Source organism: Clostridium sp. FS41, assembly GCF_000954015.1.
Lineage (GTDB): Bacteria > Bacillota > Clostridia > Lachnospirales > Lachnospiraceae > Enterocloster > Enterocloster citroniae.
Genome location: NZ_JYHN01000040.1, coordinates 78232 through 98355, shown reverse-complemented (window position 1 = coordinate 98355; position 20124 = coordinate 78232). Strand labels below are relative to the sequence as shown.

The 20124-nt window shown below is 43.3% G+C and carries 14 protein-coding genes and 1 CRISPR repeat array; all 14 genes read right to left on the bottom strand.

Going from position 1 to position 20124, the window contains the following annotated elements; translation table 11 throughout:
* Positions 1 to 3: 3 nt before the first annotated feature.
* Positions 4 to 1827, bottom strand: a complete 1824-nt coding sequence (locus CLFS41_RS06090; RefSeq protein ID WP_007863390.1) for an ABC transporter ATP-binding protein — start codon at positions 1825 to 1827, stop codon at positions 4 to 6.
* Between the two features lie 190 nt (positions 1828 to 2017).
* Positions 2018 to 2647, bottom strand: coding sequence for an acetyltransferase (locus CLFS41_RS06085; RefSeq protein WP_007863392.1), 630 nt, complete (start codon positions 2645 to 2647; stop codon positions 2018 to 2020).
* A 13-nt stretch (positions 2648 to 2660) separates the two neighbouring features.
* Positions 2661 to 3872, bottom strand: coding sequence for a hypothetical protein (locus CLFS41_RS06080; RefSeq protein WP_161797481.1), 1212 nt, complete (start codon positions 3870 to 3872; stop codon positions 2661 to 2663).
* A 15-nt stretch (positions 3873 to 3887) separates the two neighbouring features.
* Positions 3888 to 5600, bottom strand: a complete 1713-nt coding sequence (locus CLFS41_RS06075; protein ID WP_045091756.1) for an AAA family ATPase — start codon at positions 5598 to 5600, stop codon at positions 3888 to 3890.
* 13 nt (positions 5601 to 5613) lie between these two features.
* Positions 5614 to 6756, bottom strand: a complete 1143-nt coding sequence (locus CLFS41_RS06070; protein ID WP_242849235.1) for a DNA cytosine methyltransferase — start codon at positions 6754 to 6756, stop codon at positions 5614 to 5616.
* A 190-nt stretch (positions 6757 to 6946) separates the two neighbouring features.
* Positions 6947 to 8102: a CRISPR direct-repeat array (repeat unit 31 nt; unit sequence ATTTCAATCCACGTTCCCGCAAGGGGAACGA).
* A gap of 172 nt (positions 8103 to 8274) precedes the next feature.
* Positions 8275 to 8565: a CRISPR-associated endonuclease Cas2 gene (cas2, locus tag CLFS41_RS06065; protein ID WP_007863407.1), complete on the bottom strand. Its 291-nt coding sequence runs from the start codon at positions 8563 to 8565 to the stop codon at positions 8275 to 8277.
* Positions 8566 to 8574: 9 nt separating this feature from the next.
* The gene (gene cas1c / locus CLFS41_RS06060; RefSeq protein WP_045091755.1) at positions 8575 to 9606 is read right to left on the bottom strand and encodes a type I-C CRISPR-associated endonuclease Cas1c; all 1032 of its coding nucleotides are present in this window, start codon (positions 9604 to 9606) and stop codon (positions 8575 to 8577) included.
* Positions 9603 to 10265, bottom strand: coding sequence for a CRISPR-associated protein Cas4 (cas4, locus tag CLFS41_RS06055; RefSeq protein ID WP_045091754.1), 663 nt, complete (start codon positions 10263 to 10265; stop codon positions 9603 to 9605). The genes cas1c and cas4 overlap by 4 nt, the downstream gene beginning before the upstream one ends.
* Entirely contained in the window at positions 10265 to 11155 is an 891-nt protein-coding gene (cas7c, locus tag CLFS41_RS06050) for a type I-C CRISPR-associated protein Cas7/Csd2 (protein ID WP_045091753.1), read from the bottom strand. Before cas7c ends, cas4 begins: the two co-directional genes overlap by 1 nt.
* Positions 11156 to 12904, bottom strand: coding sequence for a type I-C CRISPR-associated protein Cas8c/Csd1 (gene cas8c / locus CLFS41_RS06045; RefSeq protein ID WP_045091752.1), 1749 nt, complete (start codon positions 12902 to 12904; stop codon positions 11156 to 11158).
* Positions 12901 to 13560, bottom strand: a complete 660-nt coding sequence (cas5c, locus tag CLFS41_RS06040) for a type I-C CRISPR-associated protein Cas5c (RefSeq protein ID WP_045091751.1) — start codon at positions 13558 to 13560, stop codon at positions 12901 to 12903. Before cas5c ends, cas8c begins: the two co-directional genes overlap by 4 nt.
* A gap of 353 nt (positions 13561 to 13913) precedes the next feature.
* On the bottom strand, positions 13914 to 16070 hold the full coding sequence (locus CLFS41_RS06035) for a CRISPR-associated helicase/endonuclease Cas3 (RefSeq protein ID WP_045091750.1): 2157 nt from the start codon (positions 16068 to 16070) through the stop codon (positions 13914 to 13916).
* 52 nt (positions 16071 to 16122) lie between these two features.
* Positions 16123 to 17523, bottom strand: a complete 1401-nt coding sequence (locus CLFS41_RS06030) for a hypothetical protein (protein ID WP_045091749.1) — start codon at positions 17521 to 17523, stop codon at positions 16123 to 16125.
* 1 nt (position 17524) lies between these two features.
* Positions 17525 to 19591 carry a DEAD/DEAH box helicase family protein gene (locus CLFS41_RS06025; RefSeq protein WP_347467735.1) on the bottom strand — a complete coding sequence of 689 codons (2067 nt, stop codon included), beginning with the start codon at positions 19589 to 19591 and terminating at the stop codon, positions 17525 to 17527.
* Positions 19592 to 20124 lie beyond the last annotated feature (533 nt).

Here is a 20124-nt window from a genome sequence, read left to right as displayed (position 1 = left end):
CTGTCATCCCTCCATCTTCTCTCTGTCGTCACGGCTCATCTGTATATCATAAATCTTGCGGTAAATCCCATTTTTCCGTATCAATTCACCGTGGGTTCCGCATTCTTCTATTTGCCCCTGGTTCAGCACCATAATTTCATCAGCTCCCATAAGGGATGTCACTCGGTGGGATATGAGGATGACCGTTGCCTCTCTCATATGTTCCTTCAGGGCGCAGCGGATGTGATAATCGGTCTGGGAATCCACGGCTGATAAAGAATCATCAAATACCATGATCGGCGCTTTCTGAAGCAGCATTCTCGCAATGGCGATCCTCTGCTTCTGCCCCCCTGACAAAGTGACTCCCCGTTCCCCCACAAGTGTGTCATATCCGTCCGGAAAGCTCATAATGGCATCATCGATGCACGCGATCTGCGCCGCATACCGGATCTCCTCCATGGACGCATCCGGCACGGAAGCCGATATATTTTCCCGTATCGTCCTGGAGTACAAAAAGGGCTCCTGCAAGACCGTTCCAATATTTCTCCGAAGCTCCTCTATGGGGATATCCCTGATCTCCCTGCCCCCAATACAAATACTCCCCCTGCTGTCCTTAAGCTCATACAGCCTGGAAAGGAGCTGTACCACTGTAGACTTCCCGCTGCCCGTTCCGCCTAAAACACCAAACGTCCTGCCCTCCGGGATCGTGAATGAAATGTCCTTAAGTACATCTTTTCCATCCTCATAACCAAAGGATACATGCTGAAAGGAAATATCGTACGTTTTAGGGGACGTTTCGTTTTCCTCTCCGAAACCAACATTTCCCTTCCCATAAATCTCCGCCCTTTTCCCATAAGCTTCTTCCTGGGAACGGATGATATAATCCACACGTTCAAATGAGACACCTGCTTTACTCATATCCGAAAGAATACGACCCAGGCCACGGATCGGCCACACCAGCGTTGAATTATAAGCAGCAAACGCAATAAATTCACCAACGGATATGAAACCATTTACCGCCTCCATCACTCCGAAGATAATGACCGCAACCACCTGAAGCCCCGTGATCAGGTCCCCAATTCCCCAATACAGGCCCGATAATGTTCCCAGCCGGATCCACAGCCTGGCAAAGGCATTATTCTTCTTATCAAACCGCTCCATCTCAAACTGTTCCCGGCCAAAGGCCCGCACCACACGCACTCCTGTTGCATTTTCCTGCACAACCGTGGACAGCTCTCCCTCCGCCTCATCCGCTGTGGTAAACCGCTTTGCGATCAATCTGTAAAACACCGTTGAATACACGATCACAACCGGCACGAACAGAAGAACGATACAGGAAAGCTTCACATTCATGGAAAACATCATAACAAACGATATAATTACAAGAAATGCCGTCCGGAATACCTCCAGAAGCTGTGTCACTACAAATCCACGTATCACCTCCACATCAGAGGTACACCGCTGGATAATATCCCCTGTCTGGTTCCTGTCGTGCCACTTCATGGGCAGCTTCTGCACATGGATAAACAACGCATCTCTCAGATTTTTAGCAAAATTCTCCCCTGCCTTGGCCGTATTGGTACGGCTGATATAGGTAAAAATCCCCGAAGCAACCGCCACCGCCACGATCATCATGGCCAGTATCCATAGGTGGCCGGACAGATAAGTCCCTCCGTTTCCGCTGAGCACCTCATCAATGCTGAACCGGAAAATCTGCGGTGTCAGGGCATTTAGTATGGTTGATATCAGGGATGCGGCTACGGCTGCTGCAAAATAGACTTTGGAGCCCTGGAGGAATTGGATGATCAGATGGAGTTTTCTGTATTTTGGCTTTGTAATATTTTTCATGATTCTATACTCTTTTCCCCGTACAAAAAAAGAGACGATTACTCGCCCCTTTTTTAGGTCCTCTCTTGACGGCGGTGACTCACCTGTTACTTAAATTTAGTATACATGATGCGTGGTCCAAAATCAATAGATATTGTTGCCTTTAGGATTCCCTTTTAGGAATCCTCTTTTAGGAATCACCAGCCTTAACTTAGGAATGTATCTCCTTTGCCGGAACCCCGGCCACAACCACTCGGTCCGGCACATTCCGGATCACCACTGCCCCGGCTCCCACCACAGACTCCTCTCCCACTGTGATATCATCCATGATCGTGGATCCGATTCCCAGAAACGACTTTCTGCCGATCTTTGTATGCCCCGCCATGGAAACACCGGGGCAAATATTTGCAAAATCCCCAATGATGCAGTCATGTTCAATAATTGCGCCCGTGTTCACAATACACCCTGTCCCCACATGCGCATTGGGGTTGACCACGGCCCGCGCCAGCACGGCGCATCCCCTGGAAATATGTGAAAAAGGGCTGATGACCGCTGTGGGGTGGATCACTGTTGCCAAGGGAATACCCAGTGACATGAGCCGGGAGGTTTTGGCCTCCCGCAGGTCATTGCTCCCTACCGCTACAATGGCTTCATTGTATGACCTCAGGAATCCGGAAAGATTTACCTTTTCTTCCTCGTAGACCGCATACCCCGGAATGGACCGGTGACCTTTCTCCTTCATATCCAGGAAATCAATCCTGTCATATCGCTTCATCGCCAAAGCGCAGTCCAAGGTAACGGTGCCCTGGTCTCCGGCACCCCAGATTAGTAGATGTTTCATATATTTTCTCCATTTACATCAACGCTTTAATCTTATCAATAAACATATTTATATTCTCTTTAAATTCTTTTGATGTGTCACCTGCAATATTTATATAAACACCATGTATTTGTTTTAATGAAAAATCTTCATTATTGAATTTCAGAACAGCATTTTGTTGTTCTCTGCCAGCTGGGTAACATAAGATCACACGCTTACTATGTAATTCATTTGCATAAAAAAACATTTGGTATACATCTGCATTGCTAAAAGGCTTGGATGTTTTATTCTTCATATCTAAGATACCAAAAGCGGAAATCGGCATTTCATTCTCCTGATACAAATAAAGCATATCCGGTATATATGATTTAAAATAATCATCATAATCAGCACCGGAACACACTGCATACTGTTTTTCTGATTCCCAATAAGTAAAATTATAATCCCCGGAATATGTAACTAAAATCTTTTTAATAAAATCCTCAAAAAGTCTATCAAAATTAACCAGAAAATTCTGACCATATGCTTGATTGCCATAATCGGAAACAGACAGATCATTCAATATCATATATGCTAACGTCAATGCCTTTTTACAATACATTGTATTTGTATTAAGTGTTATTTGGGGAACCTGGTAAATATCGGAAATATCTCCGAAGTCCCTGTTTAACAGGCTTGCTTTTTCCATATCCATTATCCGTATCGCTTTATTATATGCCTTATACAATACCTGATTTATCGTAATATCCCTGGATAATTCATCAAAAGAACAATCAAAAATATCCCGTCTTCCCAATTGCTTATTCATCATAGTTTGAACTACATTTATATTTCCTCTCAGATACTGAAGATTTTCTCTTCCCTCCCTATATTCAACCGGTAAGCCCTTTTTTGCCACTTTATCCAGCTCAGAAATAAAAAGTTCAATGATATCAAAGGTGCCGCCACTATCTACGTCATATATTGGGTCATCCAAATCCGATGAATCAGATGAATATAAAAAATAATATATCCTGATAATATGCCTAAGATTCACACCATTATGCTTGGGATCAATCATAATCCTTCTTGTTGGCAGATTAATATATCCTACATAGGCTTGGGGAAAGCTGACTATATTTTGTTGAGAATCTATACATCCCGTACTAATCCCACGAGGCTCAAATGCTTTTAGCAAAAACTCCTTTTCGCCGTCTAAAAGCCGAAGGACGCTACCTTGCGGAATGTGAACCACATCTGATTCCATAGGCATCCTCCTGCATTAATCCAGTTTAAACTGTGCTTTTATTTCTTGAACAAACTGGTCTGTATCATCAATTCTCTGGGGTAATTTCATTCCCAAGATATTGGCTAAATATCTTGTATTTCCATATGTATATTCCTCAATAATAGGAATGATATAATAATTAAACAGCATTTTTAATACATCTGGTGTCCACATTATTTTTCCATTGGCCATTGCCCATTTCGGAATAAAATATGCATGTCCCAGAAGCATATTTTCATCTTTTAAAACATTAAATATCCCTTTGTTTATATTTTTCAATAACAGGTCTGGCTTAATCTCCTTCATGGATGAACAATCCGAGATTGAAGAAATCAACTCATAGTTCGGATAAAATTTTACAAAGGCAAATCTTCTTCTGATTGCATAGTCAATCTGTGCAATACTTCTATCAGCTGAATTCATGGTAGCAATAATATAAACATTATCAGGAATTGAAAATTTCTTAATCTTTTTATCATTCCATTTAATATCACTTGCAAGATCAGCCGTATATTCTCTGTCTAATGTCAATATTGCTTCGCCAAAAACCTTTGATACATTTCCTCTATTTATCTCATCAATGATAAACAGATATCTGTGACCCGGATCCTTATCGCATCGAGCCGTCTCACAAAAATCCAAGAACACTCCGGGTTTAGAAACAAAATTACCTGCATCATCTATAGAAACACCGCCAATAAATTGCTCATATGTTGAATTAGCGTGGAATTGTACCAATGAACAGCCGGTAAAATCCCCTCTAATCTGATTAGTAATATGAGACTTACTGGTTCCGGGCGCACCATACAATATGACTTGTTTTGTAGCTAAAAGCAGTTCTTTTAAGCTTTCCGCCGTTATATTATTTCCTGTTGTTTGGGCAAGTTCCTGTGTCTTATCAACTTCAATATCGTTGATCACCGCCATATAATCATTTCCTCCTCTTGGTAATTTTGCAATTTCCGGAATGTAGTCTTTACTAAAGTGAAGATGATCTCTCAATTGGATTCCGCTTATCTGAGTGAGCGAAAATTTCAGAATTTCATCTTCATCATAATAAAATAGAGTGCTCAGCTCATCTTCATTTAGTTTTAATTCCTGTATCAGAATTTTAGTACATACCCTTGTATATCCTCTATAAATATCCTCGGTTATAGTCCCATTTATCCATTCATCAGGAGCTTCTACACCACGAAACCTAAAATACCACGCAGCAAAATACACAAGTGATATCTTATTCCCGTTCAGAAAATTAGACAGTAACAGACGTATGTAATTTCTTGGAAATTTGAACTTATCAGGATCAGCATCATCCTTTCTCAAAAATTTTGAATCATCCACCAATGTATTGTCAACCGTATCTCTCATACGGCTTAACAGTCCTTTAAAGGCAGTTCCTGGATTAAACAAATTATTCTTGCCTATTTCATCAATGATTGAAAACGGAAATAAGCAGCATTTCTTTTCTCCACTTTCAGCGTTATAGTCGTACAATGCAGAAAGCTTATATACACTTTGCAAATATACTTTTCTATCTTCAACTGATATACCACTGACTTTAGGAAATGCGCGATACTTCTTCTCGTCAAACCCTATACTCTTGAAAAAAAAGAACATTCCCAGTTGTTCACCGGATATGATATCCAATTGCTTGAAATAGTCTATACAAGATGCGATACTTTCCTCAGAAACATAAAGCAGTTTCATAACCACCACCCCTTTAATCCATGAACTGATTACCCAATTGTCTTTTAATTTCCATACCAATTACTTTTGCTAAAGTAGGCGGTACCGCATTGCCAATTACCTTATACATCCCTGTAACGGATTTAGGATCCTCGGTGAAAAACACAAATTCGTCAGGAAATGTTTGTATACGTGCTATTTCTCTTACATTATATCGTCTATTTTCAGTAGGATGGATAATTCCGCAGTTCTCCGGCTGAGCAGCCGCTGTAATTGTTCCTGCAATCTCATCTCTTGAAAATCTTCGATACATATTGGGGGCATGATACCTTTTCATATTGTCTGCAATCCTGCGGAATCTGTCCGGCAAATATCTATATGGAATACTTTTCCATGATCCTCCTTCAGGAATATGCCGGATCAAATTTAATGCCTGCGGAGAAAACGGCCAATCTACCTGGTTTGGTACATCAGCAGGAATATCAAGTAAATTCCCCACATTCAATCCTTCTTTTAGTTGTTTTGGAGGAAAAACAAATGTTTTCCCAAGATCTTTTCTAAATGCCACCACAACAACCCTTACTCTGTTTTGAGGCACACCGTAATCACTGGCGTTAATAAGCTGATAATTTACATGATACCCTTCACCAATGTCTCCCAAATTTCTAACAATCGTATCAATCAATAAACTTCCTTCTTCATCTTTGATTGACAACAATCCGCGGACATTTTCAAACACTACAACTTTTGGTTTTTTTGCTTCTATTATCCGCAAGCACTCTTTATACAGATTTCCTCTGGAGTCGTTCACTCCTTTTCGGTTCCCTGCATTTGAAAAAGGCTGACACGGAAAGCCTGCAGTCAAAATATCGCAGTCCGGCACTTCCTCTGCCGGTACATCGAGGATACTTCTTTCGTCCATCTCGCCAAAATTTGCCTCATACACTCTCTGTGCATCCTTATCAAAATCATTTGCATAAACAATATCATATCCAGCCTCTTTAAATCCCCAATCCAATCCGCCGCAACCGCTAAATAACGAAACCATCCGTGGATGAATTGCAGCCAATTCATCCGTGGAAAGGGTTCCATTTTCTTCTGTTCCATTTATACACTCAAATATAGATAACTGTTCCATTTTTCCTCCAAATACCATAATCGCTGCATATTTTATCATCTTAGATGACTTCAAACAGACGAATACTGCTGTCTCCAATCTGTCAAGGATATTCTTAGGCCGAAAATATTGTACTCCCCGCTTTTTGAGGTGTCCCTTTGCAAAGATACTTCTTTATTTACATCTTTCTTTATTAATATCTTTCTCTATCAATATCTTCCATATACCTTTTTATAGATGTCATATTACAATATTAACCCATGTTCCCGCAGGGGAACGACCAACGCCGTAGACAAGTCTCCCCCGATCAGTTTTATTTCAATCCACGTTCCCGCAGGGGAACAATTATTATATGCGTATTTGGGCGTAATGTCAAGGGATTTCAATCTGCGTTGCTGCAGGGGGAACGACTGAGTTCTCCCCTCTACTCCATAACCAAAATATTCTATTTCAATCCACGTTTCCCGCAAGGGGAACGACATGGTTATGGCTTCAAGGTCACCCTGGATGAGCATTTCAACCCACGTTCCCGCAAGGGGAACGATGAACCCACGGAATGACACGTACAAAATTATATATATTTCAATCCACGTTCCCGCAGGAGGAACGACCAGGATGGGGCGCTGCGTTGGCCTGGGATGGGGATTTCAATCCACGTTCCCGCAGGGGGAACGACTCACACCATATGTGATATAACGAAAGCCAACATATATTTCAATCCACGTTCCCGCAAGGGGAACGATGCTGCACAGATTACGAAATAACCAAGGGGTAAACATATTTCAATCCACGTTCCCGCAAGGGGAACGACAATGAGAGGGCAGTAACCGGTAATAGTCTGACAATTTCAATCCACGTTCCCGCAAGGGGAACGACTCTCCAATACTTATAGCAGCCTCTTCCAGCTTGCTGCATTTCAATCCACGTTCCCGCAAGGGGAACGACTTGGGTGTTATCTCTAATTTCGCCAGTGCCAGAGATTTCAATCCACGTTCCCGCAAGGGGAACGACTAGAAGTAACTGACGAAATGCGCAAACGCGATGATATTTCAATCCACGTTCCCGCAAGGGGAACGACCTCGTCTTCTTTTGGTAGCCAGTCACTGTTAAAATTTCAATCCACGTTCCCGCAAGGGGAACGACATTTAACCATGTTAAAAGCTGGAAACATTATACTATTTCAATCCACGTTCCCGCAAGGGGAACGACCTTTTGTCGCAATCTTTCCCCCTTCAGCCACTTTTATTTCAATCCACGTTCCCGCAAGGGGAACGACCGAGGCAGAGTATCAGGAGGCGCTTGCAAACAGATTTCAATCCACGTTCCCGCAAGGGGAACGACTACCCCCAAGACGACTAACCAGAGTATTGCAGCATTTCAATCCACGTTCCCGCAAGGGGAACGACTGCAAATATATCCAATATCATAACACAAAACAATCACACTTTTATATCATCTATACATTCCTTTGAATACCACACAGCAGAATCATCGCCTCTCCCTCCCAAACCAAGCGTCTTTTGTGCAATTTTCCCAGTGCGAATCCCCCGTACTTTTCATGTGTGCTTCACATTCGCACTACAAAAACAATGTCTCATCTGCTGCAATTCCTTTATCAACCCCCACATGCTCTACTTTTGTTTTATACTTATTTCCCAAATAATAGAATCTCAGGCTGTCGACCTCTTCATCAATAATTTCAGTCAATAATGACTTCAGCATCACACACTGCGCATTGTCCAGGATACACTCAAATACCGAATTCTGAACTCGCCGCCCGTAGTTAACGCATTGCTTGGCGACCTTTCTAAGTCTCGCTTTTCCTCCTGCTGTCTCTGTATTCACATCATATGTAATCAATACCAGCAAACTCTGACCTCACTTCCACAAAAATGGCGGATATGCATCCAAATCCCCCCGCAGATACCTTGCCAGCAGCATTGCCTGAACATAGGGAACCATACCCCACTCTATTTTCTCCTGTAAATACGGATGCGTCAGCTCTTCCTTTTTTCGGTTCTGCCACTCTGTAAGGAACCGTTTCCGTGCATCATCCTTCATTAGAACAGCTCCATTTTCTTTTTTCAGAAAATCCTTTTTTTGAACGATCTTCTTATTAATCATCGAAAGAACAAAACGGTCCGCCAGAACAGGCCGCAACTCTTCTATCAGATCCAGCGCAAGGGATACACGCCCCGGGCGCTCTGTATGAAGCACTCCCACATAAGGATCCAGACCTACGGTTTCCAGTGCAGATGCAATATGATTGGTCAGCAGTGTATAGACAAAAGACAGCATTGCATTTACATTATCAGTCGGAGGCCTTCTATTTCTGCCGGAAAAGGCAAAATCCTTTTTCTGCTGCAGAATCAGTTCATCAAATACACCGAAATAAACGCTGGCGGCCTCGCCTTCAAAGCCACGCAGGCTGTCTTTTGATTCACAGTTACGGATTCTAAGTGCGGCATCCTTCAGTAACAGAGAAGCATGTTTTACTTTTTCTACGTCAATCTGCATACTATGATCCCGGATCGAGCGCTCCATCACCCACCTTGCATTGTATACTTTTCCAATCATGCAATTTTTCGCGATCCCCAGACTGCTATCTTCATCCATACTCGTCCGGTACTGCTTATCTCTCAATACTACGTTTCCTTTTACACTCCCCGTTACCCTTGCCAGAAATCTGCCGCCCGGACTTACAAAGCAGAGAGAAATATTCCGATCCGCACATGCTCCCATCAAAGCCGGACTGGTTCCACGGTAACCGAACGAGACGATCCCCTCCAGATTATGAAGGGGAAGGCGCCCTATTTCTTTTTCCTGATCCAGAACAACAATATTTTCACCGTCTAAAGAAAGGTAACTGTCATCCGATGTTACATACAAAGTATTCAGTAGTTTCTTCATCCTTCTTCCTCCAGTGCCAGTTTTATATATTCTCCCACTGGCATGGTTTTCCCCAGCTTCGGCAGACAGATATCTTTCAGAGAACAGCCATTACAGCTCTTGCTCCATTTGACCTTCGGAGTATAACGCCGTTCATAGTACTGATGCATTTCCTGAAACATATCCCGAACTCTGTTTCTCAAATCATCTGTCATTTCTATCATTTCACGGCGGCGTGTTTCACCGTAGAAAACAGCCGCTTCCGGAATAACCGCAGAAAACATTTCTTCCAGACAAATGGTCAAAGCTGCGAGCTGCAGAATATCCTCCTCCGAAATTTTAGGCTTCCCCTTTTTATATTCAATGGGGAAAATGCTATATAGCCCACGATGTCCATGAAGATGCACTCCGTCTTCGCTCCGATGAAACTCCACTACATCACATTCTCCGCTTGCGCCCATCGTCCGGGAGGAAACAGGCAGCGCCCTGGTAATCAGTACATCCTTCCGGTTTTCCGTCAGAAATGGATCATGTGCATTTTTATGCATCAGCTCACCTGTAACCGTATGCACATTTTCCGCCCATTGCTGCTCAATATGGATCAAAGCCCACTGCCTGCGGCAAAACCGGAAATGCTGGATGCCGGAAATCATCAAATAATCTTCTTCCCTGTATTCCACTATATCTTTCTTATTACCTCCACTGTTTCCGGAATCTGCCCTTCATGAACAATAACCTCGTAATCCTGATACTTTCTCGGATAAAGGATCCCGTCCTTCCTCGTTACTTCCACAGCCTCAAACAATTTATAGGCAGGACAGTCCCCCAGTTCCTTGCTGTGTTTGAATACAATCAGCTCCCGAACTGCCATTTTCCCCCTTGCCGCCGAATGATCATGTTCAAACATATTAATAATTGCTTCCCACAAAAGCTCCAGATCCTCTTCTGAAAAACCGGTTACCTTCCTTGCGAGATTGGCGGAAATATACCCCTCTACTCTGTAAAGTCCATAGGGTACGATATTCTTCCTTCCCATTTCCGTACTCTTATTCCCCGCATCCTTTTCCGTGGTAATTGCCACCCTGGTAATTGTCACTTCCTGACTCACAATCGGATCAATACTTCTGGCAAATCCAAGCTGCACAGGCCCTCTTACCTGGCCGCAGTTTAAAGAAGCCTTTACAAATGTAGTCATAACCGCGCCAAATGTCCGGATATCAAAGAAATTCTTACACATAAAATCTCTGATTTTCCTGTCTGCTTCCGGATCGTTTTTCTTCAAATCTTTCGTTTTGGTTTCGTCAATATGTAAATACTCAAATGCCTTATTGTCACTCCTGTTTAATGGGATATTCTCTTTGATATAGATCTGATATCCTTCTTCCTCTTCCTTAACCAGCTCCACATAATTGCGAATTTTTCTCTTTAAACACACATCCGTTACCAGGCCATATCCGCTTTCCGGGTCGATTCTCGGCATGTTGCCCGCATCCGGGTCTCCGTTGGGATTTCCGTTCTCCACATCGAATAATACGACAAATTCATACCTGTTTTTAATCGCTTCACTCATTTACTTCTCCTCCTTTTTCTCGAAACGTTTCTGAACCTGATGGTAATATCCCAGTATAAACATGCCCTGTTCTTCTAAAGACAGTCTGCGTGGAAATGCCGCAGGCTGATCATTTTCCACCTCAATCATCCCCTGCAGGCCTGTGAGCATTTTTTCATAGAAAATCCGTCTCCCGGTCTCTACTTTTCTTATGTGACTGTTTTTCAGCTTTAACAAAATAGGAAACACTGACGCGGGCGCCGCACAGGCCGAGTTAAAGTACCGGTCCTTAATGGTCGCATTAATTCCCGGATTGGCGTCTTCCTGAATGGCCTCCAACACTGCAAATTCCCGTCCCAATACATAAGCCACATCCTTACACTGTTCATTTAATCCCACAAAGCTTCCCTCCTCTGTCCACTGTTTACCATGATTCCGTATCAGACAGGCTTTTATAATTGCCGCCCGTCCCCTGGTAATCCTCCCCTGTTCCGCGCGAATCCGTATCATTACATTACTATATAAACTTTCCGGGTACTTTTTCCCGGACAAAACCGCTTCAAACACCGATGCCGCCATATTGGGCTGCGGTTTCTTTTCCTTTGATTTCTGGTTGACCGTCTCAAAAAGCACCCTCCAGACACCCGGAAATTCTATTTTATCCCAGTTTGGTCTGACAATTTCCATCTGTTCATAATGATTTTTGATATTCGATAAGATTGTCCCAAAATGATTCTGATAAAAGAACCTTACCGACAACCGCGCCGCATTGGGCGCCAGGCCCAGTATGTAGAACTTCTGTTCAGGATTAACCTGAACTCCATCTACATCAATCCCCCGTCCTTCTTGCAAATTGGAGAAAATGCCTCGCAGCACTTCCTGGTTATCTTCGGTCGGCTCCATCGATCCCATAAAGAGATCCTGATAAATTTCCTCTCCATCCTCCGCCCAGAAAAGGATGGTCGTATCCCCCAGCATAAATATGTATTTCCTCTGTGAAAGCAGGTAATTAAGCGCTGTAGTGTAGGCAAACATCGCATATTTGCCAACCGGAGCATTAAAACTCTGCGCTTTCCCGTAGGATTCAAAGGAAGGTGCATTAAAAGACACCAGTGCAGCCCCACTGGACTGTGCCCCCTGAACCCCACGGATCACCGTATGGATCCGGGAAATTTCCGTTCTTTTTCCGGTCACAAGACAAATCTCCTGCGTCCCGCTTCCCTCCGCCTGAAGGGACTTCTCCCAGGCATTTCGTATATCCGGGTCTTCATGTGCATACATTGTTCCCACATAAAAAACAAGATTTCCACCGGCCGTGATATCCTCCCACTTCTCAAGCAGTTCCGGATGTTCTTTTGCTTTCATGGGATCCCAATTCTTAAAGAAATGTTTCACCGCCACGGCAGCCTCACTCTGTACCTCCTCCAGAACGCTCTCATGCTTTTCCCTAGCTGACTGAAAACACTCTAACACACGTTTTCCGCTTCCGTCATTGTCGATCCCCAGCAAATACTTGGAATTATCACACAGGAAGTTTGCCGATACTCCCGAAGAACGGGCGGCCATTTCCGGCACTTCAACCATCTGCGGTACCCAGACAGTCTTTTTCCCGCGTTCCTCTTCCTGCTTGAGTGAAATAATTCCCAACAGGTTTCCGTCTGTATCAATATCCAACGCATAGGTTACCTTTGCCCGGCACCAGGCCTGTCTCGACACCTTTCCCTGTTCCGCCAAAGTTTCATAGTGCTTTACCAATGCCTGCAATATCATCGAATCACCTCGCAGTCCTTCAGGTCCACAATCCCACGGCGCATGACGGCCCGGAAGAACATGGGCTGTATGTCCTCCGGATTTGAATAGTCCATATCGTAAAGCATAAATCCCAAATCCTTATCGTCCACAACCTCATAGGCTCCATGGACTTCTTCCTCACAGAGACAGAAATTGGCCGGAAATTCCCGGCAGCCGAAATAAGGTGTATGATAACATTCCCCACGCCTTAACCGCCTCATGATAATGTCCTTGAACTTTCCCGGATTATCGCTGTCATTTGCTTGATCTGTCAACTCGAAATGGGCGGATATGACATACTCCACATCCTTCAATAGCAGAGAAGCTCTCTGGACAATCTCTTCCTTGCTGCTGATAAACAGTTCTTTTTTCGCGCCGTTGTAAACGGATAGCACGTTATTAGCTGAAATCTTGCTTTTGACCTCATTGCGCCGGATGGAAGTAAACTGGATCGGTTTTATGACATGGATACTGTCAATCTTCCAGGACATGCCCGGATGCCAATAGATTGCTTCCAGAATACCTCGGGCGGCAGACGGTGTTATGATATCATAGCTGCAGCGTTCCACTTTCATCTCAGGGCGGGAAAAGAGTGCATAATCCCCCCAGACTTTTACTCTGACCCCCAGGCTCATCGCTTTCCTCCCCTTCATTTTTATCTTTCTTTTAGCTTTCTGTTTAGCTTTCCTTTAACTTTCTGTTTAGCTTTCTTTTAGCTTTCTGTCTATCTTTCTTTTAGCTTTCTGTTTAACTTTCTTTTATCTCTCATTATATCTTTCACTTTGTATGAATGCTAATTATATAATACCATAAACTAATTTTTTACAATACAATTTTCTGTTTTTCTATATGGGATTTTTTATTTTTGGGGTTCTATCATCTTTTATCTGCGTATTAGCATTTCCTTCCCGGTGAATTTGCTTTATTATCTAAATATTCTTACGAATCCACCGAAAAAGCCAGACCTATTCCAGCTCTCGCCGACATTCTATAACCAGATATCCATTCCCAGCTCCACCTTAACCTGTAAACCTGTCTCATCTGAATAATTGCTGCAGTCTTTTAAAACAAAGAAATCCTCCTTCAGCTCCTCCGACACGCCGACAAACATCCCTACATCATACATTTTCCGAAACAAATTATCATAAACATTGACACAGTATTTTCCTGCTTCCCGAATCAGTTTTTTGGAAGCCCCTTTAAACTTCAATTCCTCTGCAATTTCTTTCGCACGTTCCTGGGCGGGAATCAGAATTGTCTTTGTATTCTGCTCGATCAGTTTAAATTCTTTCCCCACCGTAGCAAAGGCAAACCGGCCTTTTTGAAATTCCTCCAGGATATTCTTTTTATCCAGGGCAGCACCTTTGAATTGATACAGTCTGGTAAAATACTCCTGCACCGCGTCAAGAGAACCAATGTCTTCATATCTTCGGATTACCTGTTTTGCCGTATCGATCTGCTGTTCCTGTCCCGGAACCATTCTCGACTCCTCCAGCTGAAAATAGCAGGCAAAGCTGCCAAGGGCATCCCTCTTCCCCTCTCTGTTGCACCGGCCCGCTGCCTGTATCATGGAATCCACCCCGGCAAGTTCCCTGTATACGGTCTGAAAATCCAGGTCCACACCGGCTTCCACCAGACTGGTAGCAATTACAATACATTTTTCTCCCGCCGCTAACCTCTCCCGTATAGTCTCCAGCCGTTCCTGGCGGTGACGGGGATACATGAAAGTCGAAAGATGATAGACTCCCTCCCCCTTTATTTTCTCATACAGCTTTTGTACGTTATTCTTTGTATTCAAAATACACAGCGCCTGTTTTTCGTTCCTCACCCTGTCTATAAGTTCATTCTCTGTTATTTTCCCTAAATTCTTAAATATGGCTCTCTTAAAAAACCGAAATTGCTCTTCCATGCGTGGACACAGCTCTGTATACTGCATGTCCTTTGGGAAAAAATTTTGTAACGATGGCTGGGTTGCCGTACACAGTACAATACTGCTTTCATAATGGCGGATCAGCTCTTCCATCGAAGCAATACATGGCCGAAGATAATCATTGGGCAGCATCTGCGCCTCATCAAAAATGATAACGCTGTTTGCAATATTATGCAATTTTCTGCATTTTGAGGACTTGTTGGAAAACAGAGACTCAAAAAACTGGACATTGGTTGTCACAACGATTGGCAGATCCCAATTTTCCGCTGCCAATTGTTTCAACTTCAGTTCATCTGTGCTTTCATAATCAATACCGCTGTGATGCTCCAGCACATTTTCCTCTCCCAGAATATGACTGAACACCTTTGCATTCTGCTCGATGATACTGGTATACGGAATGACGTAGATGATACGCTTCATTCCATGCTCCGCTGCATGGTTCAGGGCAAATGCCAACGATGCCACCGTCTTCCCTCCCCCGGTGGGAACAGTCAGACGAAACAGCCCCTTCTTTTTCTTTCCCCTTTCGATACAGGATTTGAGAATCTCTGTCCTCCGCCCATTGATCGTATCCTGATCATCATTAACAAGCCATTTTGCTATATGGAGGTTGAGTTTTTCCAAAAGAACCGGGATCGTTTCTCCCGTCATTCTGCTGGTTTCGCCATCCTTCATAAAATCCTCTGTATTGAGATAATCAGCATCTACAAGGCAGGAATACAGCATACGGATTAAAAAGCTCATGGAAAAGGTTAGATCTTTCTTTTCTGCCGCTGATAAAACAGGAGGAGGGAGCGGAGGGATAGAAATCTCCTCCTGATAAGCCCCATAATCTTCTACCCTCTTCTTCATTCTACCTGCAAAGGTCCCTCGATCTCCCGTATCCGCACTTGTCCCTGTATCCGGCAGACCGGCATGATGGCCGGCAATACAGTACGCCGGTGCGACATAATAACTGCCTTTCTCTTTCCCTAACCGCAGGCACAACTGCGCTCCTGCCGTGGCATGGTCCGTCTTCTCGCCGCTTCCCATGATACGCCCCTGGAATTTAGTGGAATATTTCCCTATGTCATGGAGCAGCCCACAGAAATATCCCCATTCTCCATAGCCAAATTCTTCTGCAAATTCTTTTGCAAGAAGCGCTGTTTCCTCTAAATGGCTTTTTATGCTCTGCTCCCGTTGTTTGTCCTCACTGATATGCGCCAGATATTTCATGGGGGCTCCTTTCTGATGTAGATTGGCTGTTGGCTTTATTTTCTCTCACTTCCTAAAACGGCAATTCCTCCTCAAACAGTGACAACTGATGGTATCCATCCTTCCTGCCGTCTTTCTCATATTCTCCCCATGTATATCCCTTCAGCACTGCAGACGGAAGTTCATTCCGAAACTCGCGAAATACTTTCCTCATGGCCTTTGTTAAAGGCATGTTATTTTCTTTCATTACACCATCAATCCAAGTGAAATATTCCTGTTCTGTGTCTCCCATGGCAACACATTTTACTAAATGCTCCAATAAAGCTTCTGTGTCTTCCGGGCTCCATCGTCTCTCCCAAAATAGATAGTGAAACGTTTTTCCATAAACCGGACAGGCCCCTCTCCAGCTTCCTCCCAGAAGCGCATCTTCTGCTTCCTTATCCAAAGTACAGTACCGCTTTACAGGATATTTCTTCCGTCTTTGCAAAATCACCTCTGTGATTTCACTGCAAAAAGAGCTTATGTAAATGGTTCCATCTGCCCCTATCTTATTATTCCAGAACTTCCAATGATTAAGCTTTTTTATTATGTCTTCAAACAGTTCCTTTGAACACCCGGAAACGCTTTCTATCTGACATAATAATACATAGAGCATATCCTGTTCAACCACTCCATAAATTCCCACCAGTGCTACGATCACATGTTCAAGGTCATACCGTTTCTGAAGATTATCCCAAATCCCATACTCCTTATAATCTGCTTTTCCCCGCTTAACCCTTAAAAACAAATGTGTCTCACTCTCGTCCACCTCAACGAGTCCGGCTTTCTCCAGTCGATACAGCAACTCTATTTCTTCATCGCCAGCCATTGGAAGATCCTCCTTGACAAGACGAATCCACATATTTTGAAGGATTGCCGGTATTGACATCAGCTTCTCTTTGACAACCACGTCATCTTCATAGACCGGCGTAATTGCCAAATCATCCGCTGCCGCAAAACCATCCTCACCAAAATCCCCCTCATCGTAACTGTCCTCTTCACCATCCCAATCTTCTTCGTTTTCCCAATCCTCGTCCCAGTTCGGATATTGACAGAGTTCTCCCTGTCTAAATGTTATCTTAGTCGGGATTTTCAAGTCTGTCTCATTGACTTTCATTACAGTAATATAAAACATCCAGTCATCGCCAAAATCGTATAAATATAGATACTTATTTTTTACAACCGGATTTACATCCTGCAGCCGAACCCGGTCCGCACGTTTCCCCTGTTTTCCCATCGGATGATAGATTCCGTTGGGATCATAAGCCTTTCGATTCAGACTGAACATATACAAATGGTCTTTGTCGAATTCAAATGCATCTAAAATACAGTCGCTTAGCTCTGCAAACGTCCTGTCTCCGCTGATCTCCATAATCCGGTAAATGTTGCGGTTAAACGCCGATTCGATTTTTAATTGATAGCAAAGATATGACATTTTATCGATCTCCCCCCTCCTCTTTTTCCGCTACAATCTCCAAGAGCTCTGCTGCCACCTGCGCCGACTTAATTCTCATCAAATTGTCCCAGGCATCTTGTTTCCCCAAAAGATTCATGCCACCGTGCCATACAAGCTCATCATCTATGATTGCAAAATGCTCTGCAATATCCTCCCCTGTAATCACATGAATGCCGTTTTGCTGCATTTCACATATAAGTCCATAGCAAAATTCCGGACTCCCATAAAAGAGATTCTGGGGATCCAATGTAACAACAGTCACCTTGCATCCAGCTTCCTGTCTTGCTTTCACAAGATAAGAAAAACGTTTTACCTTTTCCATTGTAAGCTCAGGGCTTGAAACAATAATTCTTTTCTCCGCTTCTATCAGATCCTGTTCAAATACATCCGTATAATTATCACTGTCATAAATAGCATTTGCAGTCTGCTTTGGAAAAATTCCATTTGCAATCAACTGAAATCCTGTACGTTTGTATGTTCGCAGCCGCTTAGCATACATATTATCAAAGGTCCTGATGTGTGAGTCTATATAATCATAGACAATAACTTCGCTCTTGCCCTCATAATCACGGTTCAGCCTTCCCAGGTACTGCTCCAGCCGTCCGGAAAATGAAACCGGCGCGGCCAGCATCAGCGTATCTAGTCTCGGATAATCAAAACCTTCTCCTATCTTCTGACCTGTCGCCACCAAAATAAGGCTCTGATTCCTGGAGATCTCTTTTAATTGCTGCCTTACATGTGAGTTTTCTTTATTACTATTATCTCCATAGAGAATCAATACATGATCCGCATCCATTTGCAGATGATCATACAGATATTTTGCCTGTTCTTTATATCTGGTCAGAATGACCGGCGTTCTTCCTTTTTTCACGCATGCGATCGTATCCTCAAGAATCATATCGTTCCGAGCACGGCTGCTGCTGATCAGGGAATATGCTTCATTAATATCATTTCTGCTCTCATCGGTATCAATTACTCTTGTATATCTCGGATACACATAATGACCGATCCGCTGCTCAATAGCGCGTTCCTTTGCCGTATAACGATGACGGACCGGTCCCAGCAGCATATAAATGATTTTATCCAGATTATCACTTCTGTTAGGCGTTGCCGAAACCCCGTACACATATCTGGCATTGACCTTTTGCATCACTTCTACCGAAGTATTGGAACCGCAATGATGACACTCATCCATCAAAACCATACCATAAGAATTAATGCGGTCATTAAATTTTCCTTTACTATAAACAGATCCCACCATCGCCACATCTATAATACCGGTCAGCGTATTCTTACTTCCATGCAGAATTCCGATCACACTTTCCCTACGTTTTTCCCTGCCGCTTTTCGTTTTATAGATTGGCGGTTCCTCATCTATGATCAGGAATTTATTCAGTTCATCTACCCACTGTTCCAGCAGTTCCTTACTTTGAATCAATATGAGTGTGTTTACTTTTCTTTCTGAAATCAGATAACTGCATACTACCGTTTTTCCAAAGGCAGTCGCTGCACTAAGCACTCCCTGATCATAGGCAAGCAGCCTGTTTGCCGCCAAATCCTGCTGCATCCGAAGATCTCCTTGAAAGGTAACCCTTATCGGTCTTCCCTTTTCCCTGTGGTCCTCGATTTCATAGTCGATTCCTGCTTCCCGGCAGGATGCTATCAGACTGTCACGAAGTCCTCTCGGAATACAGATATAGCCATCCTCATCCTTCCCCATATATACTGCACTGAAATTATAATAATTGGAATACCCAAGTCTTTTATTTTTATAAAACACGGGGTTATCAAATGCCGCCATGCTTCTAATCTGATTTTGCAGATGCGGCATTAAATTCAGTGCATCAACATATACACCGTTCCCCTGTATAATATGCATTTTTCCTATAACATCCGACTTCACAAAGCCATCCTTTTTTCTCCATGGTTTAGGTCTGTTTTGTTGCATAACCGCAACTGGAATGTCTCCATAACCCGAAAGCTCTTCCTGCCAGTCTTTCATCCGTCTTATGATATCCTCCATGGAAAGTTTCTTTGTATGATTCAAAAGAATATCCCACTGATCCGGATAAGCATTCCAGTTTTTATCGACAAATGCACTATTTCCATTTTTAAGTGCCCTTCCCTGTAATGGCAGCGCTATCAAATTTCCTATACTGCTTGCCACATCCTGTGACGGGTACATGCGGTCATAATAATGAAATGATTTCAGATTAATAGATGCAGACCCTTTATCCAATAACAAAAATCCGAAATTTCTTGCAAGTGATGCAGATACCGGTTTCTTAAAAAAGATCCATACATGAGCACCCCTGCCGGACCTTGACCGTTCCACCAGGGGTGTAATACCGTTACTCTCACAGATTAATCGCAGTGCATCAACTTCCTCATTCCATTCTTCCGTAACATTAGCAAAATCCGTCTGCTCCGCTCCTTTTTCATGATTATCAAAATCAAATACGATAAATCGGCAAGTGCCATCGGAAAGTAGCGGATATACCCCCAGTACGTCAGATCCATCTTCTTTATATCCAACAAGATGATCTATTATTTTTTCCGGCGTAAGCTTCGTCCATTCCC

Excerpts from the sequence above, each read along its gene's own strand:
- cas5c (WP_045091751.1), bottom strand. The coding sequence starts at position 13,560 with ATGAGCCTGGGGGTCAGAGTAAAAGTCTGGGGGGATTATGCACTCTTT.
- CLFS41_RS06080 (WP_161797481.1), bottom strand. The coding sequence starts at position 3,872 with ATGGAATCAGATGTGGTTCACATTCCGCAAGGTAGCGTCCTTCGGCTT.
- CLFS41_RS06075 (WP_045091756.1), bottom strand. The coding sequence starts at position 5,600 with ATGAAACTGCTTTATGTTTCTGAGGAAAGTATCGCATCTTGTATAGAC.
- cas8c (WP_045091752.1), bottom strand. The coding sequence starts at position 12,904 with ATGATATTGCAGGCATTGGTAAAGCACTATGAAACTTTGGCGGAACAG.
- CLFS41_RS06035 (WP_045091750.1), bottom strand. The coding sequence starts at position 16,070 with ATGAAATATCTGGCGCATATCAGTGAGGACAAACAACGGGAGCAGAGC.
- CLFS41_RS06085 (WP_007863392.1), bottom strand. The coding sequence starts at position 2,647 with ATGAAACATCTACTAATCTGGGGTGCCGGAGACCAGGGCACCGTTACC.
- cas7c (WP_045091753.1), bottom strand. The coding sequence starts at position 11,155 with ATGAGTGAAGCGATTAAAAACAGGTATGAATTTGTCGTATTATTCGAT.
- CLFS41_RS06090 (WP_007863390.1), bottom strand. The coding sequence starts at position 1,827 with ATGAAAAATATTACAAAGCCAAAATACAGAAAACTCCATCTGATCATC.
- cas1c (WP_045091755.1), bottom strand. The coding sequence starts at position 9,606 with ATGAAGAAACTACTGAATACTTTGTATGTAACATCGGATGACAGTTAC.
- CLFS41_RS06070 (WP_242849235.1), bottom strand. The coding sequence starts at position 6,756 with ATGATAAAATATGCAGCGATTATGGTATTTGGAGGAAAAATGGAACAG.
- CLFS41_RS06030 (WP_045091749.1), bottom strand. The coding sequence starts at position 17,523 with ATGTCATATCTTTGCTATCAATTAAAAATCGAATCGGCGTTTAACCGC.